Consider the following 8,347-nt stretch of genomic DNA (forward strand, 5'->3'; position numbering starts at 1 on the left):
GGTGATGGGGTTATGACCAATAACACTACTGGCGATAAATACGAGCAAATCATTGCTGCCGCAGAACGTTTGATTGCGGAATCAGGCTTTCACGGCCTTTCTATGCACAAGCTTGCGGCTGAGGCTGGTGTTGCGGCAGGTACAATTTATCGTTATTTCTCAGATAAAGAACATCTTTTAGAGGAAGTTCGCCTTAACGTAACCAAACGTATTGCGAACGCTGTTCAGGCAGATGTTCATGACAACATGGCCTTGAAAGAACGTTACTGTACTATGTGGCTCAATATTTGGCGCTTAGCTGGTTCAAATTCAGACATAATAAGCAGTCGTGTCCAATATGAATCATTACCCTGTGCAAATCGTAAAAATACACGGAAACTTGAACGACAAATGTTTGCCCAAGTAAATCGCCTTTTTGATCAAGGCAAAGCCGAGGGTGTTTTCAAACCCCTCGATAACGAAATTCTTTCAGGGTTAAGTTTTGAAGCTTGTGTCGCACTTGCTAGAAAACATGCTTTGGGGTTTTATCAATTGGATGACGATGCGTTGGAAGCAACCATTGAGGCCAGTTGGGATGCAATTATTAAACACTAACTTGGAGTTCTTATAAGAATGAAAAAGTGGACTTTCTTTATGTTACTTATCGCAATTCTCCTATTTGGGAGCGTGATAGGTTTCAACTTATTCAAGCAACAGAAAATTGCTGAATACATGGCGAATCGTCCGGAGCCAGAGTTTCCTGTAACGGTCACGGAAGTAAAAGCGGTAGACTGGATACCGGTGATTGAAGCAATTGGCTTTATCGAACCAAACCAAGGGGTTACGATTGCTAACGAAACCAGTGGTGTGATTGATAAAATCACTTTCCATTCAGGCACACAAGTTGAAGAAGGCCAACCTTTGGTTCATCTAGACTCTGATGTGGAAAAGGCAAACCTAAAAAGCATTCAAGCAAAACTACCTGCTGCTCAAGCGAAATACAAACGCTACCAAGGCCTCTTCAAAAAAGGCTCTATCTCTAAAGAAGCGTACGATGAAGCGGAAGCAAATTACTTCTCACTTAAAGCGGATATCGAAAGTCTAAAAGCGACCATCGACCGTCGTGAAATCAAAGCTCCTTTTGCTGGTGTCGTTGGTATTCGTAATGTTTACCTTGGTCAGTATCTACAAACAGGCACTGATATTGTACGACTAGAAGATACAAGCGTAATGCGTCTGCGTTTTACCGTACCTCAAACTGATATCTCTCGTATCACACTAGGCCAAGAGGTAGATATCTTTGTTGATGCTTATCCGGATAAGTCTTTCAAAGGGTCAATTTCAGCAATCGAACCGGCGGTTAACGTACAGAGTGGTCTAATCCAAGTTCAAGCAGACATTCCAAACAGTGATGGTAAGCTTCGTAGTGGCATGTTTGCGCGAGCAAATATCATTTTGCCGAAGTTAGAGAACCAAGTAACACTGCAACAAACTGCGATCACCTTTACCTTGTACGGTGATAACGTATACATCGTGACGGACGAAAATGGCGAAAAACGCGTTAAGCAACATGTTGTCAAAGTAGGTGAACGTACCAAAGACATCGCGCATATCTTAAACGGTGTAAAACCAGGAGATGTGGTAGTGACATCAGGTCAAATCCGTTTGAGCAATCACGCTAAAGTAAGCATCGTTGAAGATGATGCCCTTACCCTACCTACAGTAACACCAATGCTTTAATTGGAGGCATCATGCGCTTTACTGATGTTTTTATTAAACGTCCAGTTCTGGCGGTATCGATCAGTTTTTTGATTGCGTTGCTTGGTTTACAAGCTGTGTTCAAAATGCAGGTTCGCGAATACCCTGAAATGACAAATACGGTGGTTACCGTCACCACCAGTTATTACGGTGCAAGTGCTAACTTGATCCAAGGATTTATTACTCAGCCCTTGGAGCAAGCTGTTGCTCAAGCCGATAATATCGATTACATGACTTCATCTTCAGTTTTAGGTACTTCAACCATTACCGTTAACATGAAGCTGAACACGGACCCAAATGCAGCGTTGGCTGACATTTTGGCGAAAACAAACTCCGTACGATCTCAGCTTCCTAAAGAAGCGGAAGACCCTACCGTTACCATGTCGACTGGTTCAACAACTGCAGTACTGTATATTGGTTTCACCAGTGATGAGTTGTCTTCAAGCCAGATCACCGACTACCTTGAACGTGTAATCAACCCGCAACTGTTCACGGTAAACGGTGTATCAAAAGTCGACCTTTACGGTGGCATGAAATACGCACTTCGCGTATGGCTAGATCCGGCGAAAATGGGGGCTCTTAAGCTGGCTGCGACGGATGTAATGGGCGTTCTGAACGCAAACAACTACCAGTCGGCAACTGGCCAAGCAACGGGTGAATTCGTTCTTTATAACGGTAGCGCGGATACTCAGGTATCTAACGTTGCTGAACTTGAAGCGCTAGTTGTGAAGACAGGCGACGGTGACGTGATACGCCTTGGTGATATTGCCAAAGTCTCGTTAGCAAAGAGTCACGATGTTTACCGCGCTAGTGCAAACGGCAAGGAAGCTGTGGTTGCAGCAATCAATGCGGCACCAAGTGCAAACCCTATCAACATCGCAACTGATGTACTGAAGCTGTTGCCTCAACTTGAACGCAACTTGCCAAGTAACATCAAAATGAACGTGATGTACGACTCAACCATAGCGATCAATGAATCGATTCACGAGGTTGTGAAAACGATTGTCGAAGCCGCTGTGATCGTACTAATTGTGATCACCCTGTTCCTAGGTTCATTCCGTGCAGTAATCATCCCTATCGTTACTATCCCACTATCATTGATTGGTGTTGCGATGATCATGCAGGCGATGGGCTTCTCTTGGAACTTGATGACGCTGCTGGCAATGGTACTCGCCATCGGTCTGGTGGTGGATGACGCAATCGTTGTACTAGAAAACGTTGACCGTCATATTAAAGAAGGTGAATCACCATTCCGTGCGGCAATCATTGGTACGCGTGAAATTGCGATTCCGGTTATTGCGATGACACTAACCTTGGGTGCCGTTTATGCGCCAATCGCACTGATGGGGGGCATTACGGGTTCACTATTTAAAGAATTCGCGCTAACACTAGCTGGAGCGGTGTTTGTTTCAGGTATCATCGCACTAACATTGTCTCCGATGATGTGTTCAAAAATGCTCAAAGCTAACGAACAACCGAGCAAGTTCGAACAAAAAGTGCACCGCATATTGGATGGCATGACCAATCGCTACGAGAAGATGTTGAGAGCTGTAATGGCACATCGTCCCGTGATTATGGCATTTGCGGTCATCGTCTTTGCTAGCTTACCGGTTCTGTTTAAGTTCATTCCAAGTGAGCTCGCACCTTCTGAAGATAAAGGCGTTGTGGTTCTGTTGGGTACCGCTCCATCAAACGCGAACTTGGATTACATCCAAAACACCATGAATGACGTAAACAAAATTCTGTCTGATCAGCCAGAAGTAGAGTACGCACAGGTGTTTAACGGTGTTCCAAACTCAAACCAAGCGTTCGGTCTCGCGACACTAAAACCTTGGAGTCAGCGTGAAGCAAGTCAGGCAGAAATCACTAAGCGCGTTGGTGAACTGGTGTCTCACGTGCCTGGAATGTCTGTCACGGCTTTCCAGATGCCAGAGCTACCTGGCGCTGGCTCAGGCCTACCGATTCAGTTCGTGATCACTACGCCAAACAGCTTCGAAAGCTTGTTTACTATTGCCAGTGATATTCTCGCTAACGTATCGACTAGCCCGATGTTCGTGTACTCAGATCTTGATCTTAACTACGATTCAGCCACGATGAAGATCAGCATCGATAAGGATAAAGCTGGCGCTTACGGCGTGACCATGCAAGACATCGGCGTAACGCTAAGTACCATGATGGCGGACGGTTACGTAAACCGTATCGACCTAAATGGCCGTTCATATGAGGTGATTCCTCAAGTAGAGCGAAAATGGCGTCTAAACCCTGAGTCGATGAAGAACTATTACGTTCGATCGGTTGACGGGGAAGCGGTGCCTCTAGGCAGCTTAATTACCATTGATGTAGTTGCTGAGCCTCGCTCACTGCCCCACTTTAACCAGCTAAACTCAGCAACGGTCGGTGCGGTACCGTCACCAGGCATCGCGATGGGTGATGCAATCAATTGGTTTGAAGATATTGCTCAAAACAAATTGCCTGCAGGCTACAACCATGACTACATGGGTGAAGCGCGTCAATTTGTAACCGAAGGTAGTGCACTCTACGCAACATTCGGTTTGGCATTAGCAATCATCTTCCTAGTACTGGCGATTCAGTTTGAATCCATCCGCGATCCAATTGTGATCATGGTATCGGTTCCGCTAGCGATTTGTGGTGCATTGATTGCGCTCGCCTGGGGAACAGCAACAATGAACATCTACTCACAGGTCGGCCTGATCACGCTCGTTGGTCTAATTACCAAGCATGGTATCTTGATCTGTGAGGTTGCGAAAGAAGAGCAGCTACATAACAAGCTATCGCGTATCGATGCAGTAATGGAAGCGGCGAAAGTTCGTCTTCGTCCGATCCTAATGACAACGGCTGCCATGATCGCGGGCCTTATTCCACTAATGTACGCGACAGGCGCTGGTGCCGCTCAACGCTTCAGTATCGGTATCGTCATCGTTGCTGGCCTAGCAATCGGTACACTGTTTACGCTATTCGTACTGCCTGTGATTTACAGCTACCTTGCTGAGAAACACAAGCCACTACCAGTGTTTGTTGAAGACAAAGACCTGGAAAAGTTAGCGCGAGTAGATGAAGCAAAAGCGGCTCATCGCGAGTTAGCAGGAAACAAATAAGCGTCACAAGCTAAGAACAAGGTCACTTCGGTGACCTTTTTTATGACCACTCTCTTTTTTGTCATCTAAAATGGCGACATTCACGTATCATTTACATAAAATGTGGGCAAATCAAAAGGAGTTTTAGCCACTATGTTTGACCCAAAGAAATTAGAGCAAATCGCTAAACAAATTCACGACTCAATGCCGCAACCTGTCAAAGAGCTAGGCGCTGACGTCGATCAGAAAGTTCGACAAGTTATCCAAGGCCAACTTAACAAGCTCGACGTTGTAAGCCGTGAAGAGTTTGATGTTCAGACTCAAGTATTACTCCGGACACGTCAAAAACTGACCGAAATGGAAAGAAAATTAGCCGCGCTTGAAGAAAAGCTAGCTGATAAATAGTTCTAAAATGCTCCTCTAGTTGAAGCGTTTTTCCAATGTCAGGCTTGATAATTGAAAAAAAACAAAAAGGCTTGGTCAACGGAGACCAAGCCTTTTATTTAGATGTTGTGTTATATGTTGTATTTATTGACCCCAATCTGTCTGGAGTTCTTTGCTCACTTCAGTTAGCGAATTACGCAGAATTAAGGTTTCATTTCTAGGAGAAGGCTCGGTGTTTACGATACTAAATGAGCACCTTCGACACCGAAATGGAACCTTAAAGCAAATAATTAGCCGCCTACCGCGATGTTCTTCATATCCGTCATGTACCCACGTAGCTCTTCACCGATATACTCAACCGGATGGTTACGAATAGCGTCATTTACAGCGATTAGCGTTGCGTTATCAACTTGGTTAGATATTAAGCCTAAACCTTTACCAATCACGTCAGTTGATACTGAAGGCATGAATTTCTCACGCAGTAGCGGCGTTGCTACGTTTGCAAAAAGGTAGTTTCCATACTCTGCTGTATCTGAAATTACTACGTTCATTTCGTATAAACGCTTACGTGCTACTGTGTTGGCGATAAGCGGTAGTTCGTGCAGTGACTCGTAGTACGCGGATTCATCGATGATGCCAGAAGCGGTCATTGCTTCAAACGCAAGCTCTACACCGGCACGAACCATTGCAACCATTAGGATACCGTTGTCAAAGTACTCTTGCTCTGAAATTTCAACGTCACCTGCTGGGTAGTTCTCAAACGCCGTTTCACCTGTTTCTTCACGCCAGCCTAGAAGGTTTGCGTCATCATTTGCCCAGTCAGCCATCATAGTGCTTGAGAACTCACCTGTGATGATGTCATCCATGTGCTTATTGTAAAGCGGACGCATTAGCTCTTTCAGCTCTTCAGAAAGCTCGAATGCTTTGATTTTCGCAGGGTTTGATAGACGGTCCATCATGTGTGTGATGCCACCGAATTTCAGTGCTTCTGTGATGGTTTCCCAACCGTACTGAAGTAGTTTACCTGCGTAGCTTGGATCAATGCCGTCAGCGATCATCTTCTCGTAACATACGATAGAGCCGGCTTGTAGCATGCCACATAGGATAGTTTGCTCACCCATTAGGTCAGATTTAACTTCTGCAACGAATGAAGATTCTAAACAACCTGCACGGTGACCACCAGTGCCTGCAGCCCATGCTTTAGCGATATCCCAGCCCTCGCCTTTAGGGTCATTCTCTGGGTGAACTGCAATCAGTGTTGGAACACCAAAACCACGCTTGTACTCTTCACGTACTTCTGTACCTGGACATTTAGGTGCAACCATAACAACCGTTAGATCTTTACGGATTTGCATGCCTTCTTCAACCACATTGAAACCGTGTGAGTAACCTAGTGCAGCGCCTTGCTTCATTAGCGGCATTACCGTTTCTACAACGTTTGTATGCTGCTTGTCTGGCGTAAGGTTGATTACTAGGTCTGCTTCTGGGATTAACGTTTCATAGCTTGCTACTTCAAAACCGTTCTCTTTTGCGTTCTTGTAAGACTGGCGCTGCTCGTCAATCGCTGCCTGACGAAGAGCGTACGCTACGTTTAGACCAGAGTCACGCATGTTTAGACCTTGGTTTAGGCCTTGAGCACCACAACCAACGATAACGACTTTCTTACCTTTCAGGTAATCCGCTTCTGTTGCAAATTCGCTGCGGTCCATGAAACGACAACGACCTAATTGGTCTAGCTGCTCGCGTAGGTTTAAAGTATTGAAATAGTTAGCCATCTTGGTGCTCCTTAACATTCTTCCATAGAGGTCGGCATTTCTCTTACCGAATGGTGTCATACTAAAACAGACATTCTGTTGCTGAAAGTGATATATTCACAATTAATCATTGCAATTTATGCAACATGGAAGTGACGATTTAATGAATATCAAAAGCCTGCAACTGTTCATTCATCTGTGTGACAGTAAAAGCTTTGCTAAGACCGCATCAGCAATGCACATTAGCCCATCAGCTTTGAGTCGACAGATCCAAAAACTCGAAGATGAAACTCATCAACTACTATTTCTGCGTGATAACAGAAGCGTGGAATTAACCGTCCAAGGTAAAAAGCTATTACCCGTTGCTTTAAAAATTATCAGTGAATGGCAGCAGTATCAAAGCCATATAAAAGGAACTGAGGATGAATTAAAAGGCGAGATACGACTCTTTTGCTCCGTCACTGCAAGCTATAGCCATTTGCCAGAACTGATCTCTGAATTTCGTCTGCAACACCCCTTCATTGAGTTCAAACTATCGACAGGCGATCCAGCGCAAGCCATCGATAAAATCTTGTCCGACGAGGCAGATATTGCAATATCTGCAAAACCAGACCAACTACCCGCTAAAGTCGCCTTCGAACCCATTAGTGAAATACCGCTGTCTGTAATAGCTCCGCTTGGAGTAAGCACCTTCGCTGAAGAGTTACAAAAAGATAGACCAGACTGGGCTGCAATTCCGTTTATTCTCCCTGAAGCCGGGACAGCAAGAGAAAGAGCGAATGTTTGGTTTAAACAGATGAAGATTAAACCAAATATCTATGCACAAGTTGCTGGTCACGAAGCGATTGTTAGCATGGTAGCTCTAGGGTGTGGTGTCGGTATTGCTCCAGATGTAGTAATCAACAATAGTCCAGTAAGAGAAAAGATCAACAGACTCAAAGTCCTACCAATCAAGCCATTTGAGCTCGGTGTCTGCTGTGCAAAAAGCCAACTTGAAAATCCGTTAGTAAAAGCACTATGGGAAGTTGCTGAGAGCAAATATATTTCTTTATAGAAAGGACGATATCTCTATGCTCAAGTGACCTCAAGATACAGGATTCAGAACTCTGTTATTAATTCGAGTTCTAGGAAAATAGCTTTGGAAATAATTAGGTAACAAGCTCTCAAAGCCATAACTTTAGAGCCTAATGTTATATAGTTTACTAATGATTCTAGTCAGTAAAGAGCATAAAAGACTTATTTAGGCCGATATTAAAAGCCAGTTATTAATACAAAACGCTTTGGGAATGCTAGTCAAATATTACACATACGAAAAAGCCCTAGCATTGCTGCTAGGGCTTTGTCTGAATAAATGGCGGAGCGGACGGGACTCGAACC

At 44.6% G+C, this 8,347-nt stretch carries 6 protein-coding genes; 5 read left to right on the plus strand and 1 reads right to left on the minus strand.

Annotation, left to right across the window (positions count from 1 at the left end; translation table 11 throughout):
* Nucleotides 1-12 precede the first annotated feature (12 nt).
* From ACVA54_RS18290 to ubiK, 4 genes are all read left to right on the plus strand, one after another.
* Nucleotides 13-594 (plus strand): TetR/AcrR family transcriptional regulator, encoded by a 582-nt coding sequence (locus ACVA54_RS18290; RefSeq protein WP_099079231.1) that lies wholly within the window; start codon nucleotides 13-15, stop codon nucleotides 592-594.
* An 18-nt stretch (nucleotides 595-612) separates the two neighbouring features.
* Nucleotides 613-1,719 carry an efflux RND transporter periplasmic adaptor subunit gene (locus ACVA54_RS18295; RefSeq protein WP_446582037.1) on the plus strand — a complete coding sequence of 369 codons (1,107 nt, stop codon included), beginning with the start codon at nucleotides 613-615 and terminating at the stop codon, nucleotides 1,717-1,719.
* Between the two features lie 11 nt (nucleotides 1,720-1,730).
* Nucleotides 1,731-4,853 (plus strand): multidrug efflux RND transporter permease subunit VmeD, encoded by a 3,123-nt coding sequence (gene vmeD, locus ACVA54_RS18300; RefSeq protein WP_446582039.1) that lies wholly within the window; start codon nucleotides 1,731-1,733, stop codon nucleotides 4,851-4,853.
* A gap of 132 nt (nucleotides 4,854-4,985) precedes the next feature.
* Nucleotides 4,986-5,237, plus strand: coding sequence for a ubiquinone biosynthesis accessory factor UbiK (ubiK, locus tag ACVA54_RS18305; protein ID WP_099079105.1), 252 nt, complete (start codon nucleotides 4,986-4,988; stop codon nucleotides 5,235-5,237).
* A 269-nt stretch (nucleotides 5,238-5,506) separates the two neighbouring features.
* Here the strand turns inward: ubiK and ilvC are convergent, their stop codons facing one another.
* Nucleotides 5,507-6,991 (minus strand): ketol-acid reductoisomerase, encoded by a 1,485-nt coding sequence (ilvC, locus tag ACVA54_RS18310; protein WP_119464483.1) that lies wholly within the window; start codon nucleotides 6,989-6,991, stop codon nucleotides 5,507-5,509.
* A gap of 142 nt (nucleotides 6,992-7,133) precedes the next feature.
* Between ilvC and ilvY the strand changes: the two genes are divergently transcribed.
* Nucleotides 7,134-8,024, plus strand: a complete 891-nt coding sequence (gene ilvY / locus ACVA54_RS18315) for an HTH-type transcriptional activator IlvY (RefSeq protein ID WP_119464482.1) — start codon at nucleotides 7,134-7,136, stop codon at nucleotides 8,022-8,024.
* Nucleotides 8,025-8,347 lie beyond the last annotated feature (323 nt).

Source organism: Vibrio sp. PNB23_22_6 (assembly GCF_052877535.1).

What these genes read in the sequence shown, in the direction of transcription:
- ilvY (WP_119464482.1), top strand. Translation starts at nt 7,134, where the DNA reads ATGAATATCAAAAGCCTGCAACTGTTCATTCATCTGTGTGACAGTAAA.
- ubiK (WP_099079105.1), top strand. Translation starts at nt 4,986, where the DNA reads ATGTTTGACCCAAAGAAATTAGAGCAAATCGCTAAACAAATTCACGAC.
- ACVA54_RS18295 (WP_446582037.1), top strand. Translation starts at nt 613, where the DNA reads ATGAAAAAGTGGACTTTCTTTATGTTACTTATCGCAATTCTCCTATTT.
- vmeD (WP_446582039.1), top strand. Translation starts at nt 1,731, where the DNA reads ATGCGCTTTACTGATGTTTTTATTAAACGTCCAGTTCTGGCGGTATCG.
- ACVA54_RS18290 (WP_099079231.1), top strand. Translation starts at nt 13, where the DNA reads ATGACCAATAACACTACTGGCGATAAATACGAGCAAATCATTGCTGCC.
- ilvC (WP_119464483.1), bottom strand. Translation starts at nt 6,991, where the DNA reads ATGGCTAACTATTTCAATACTTTAAACCTACGCGAGCAGCTAGACCAA.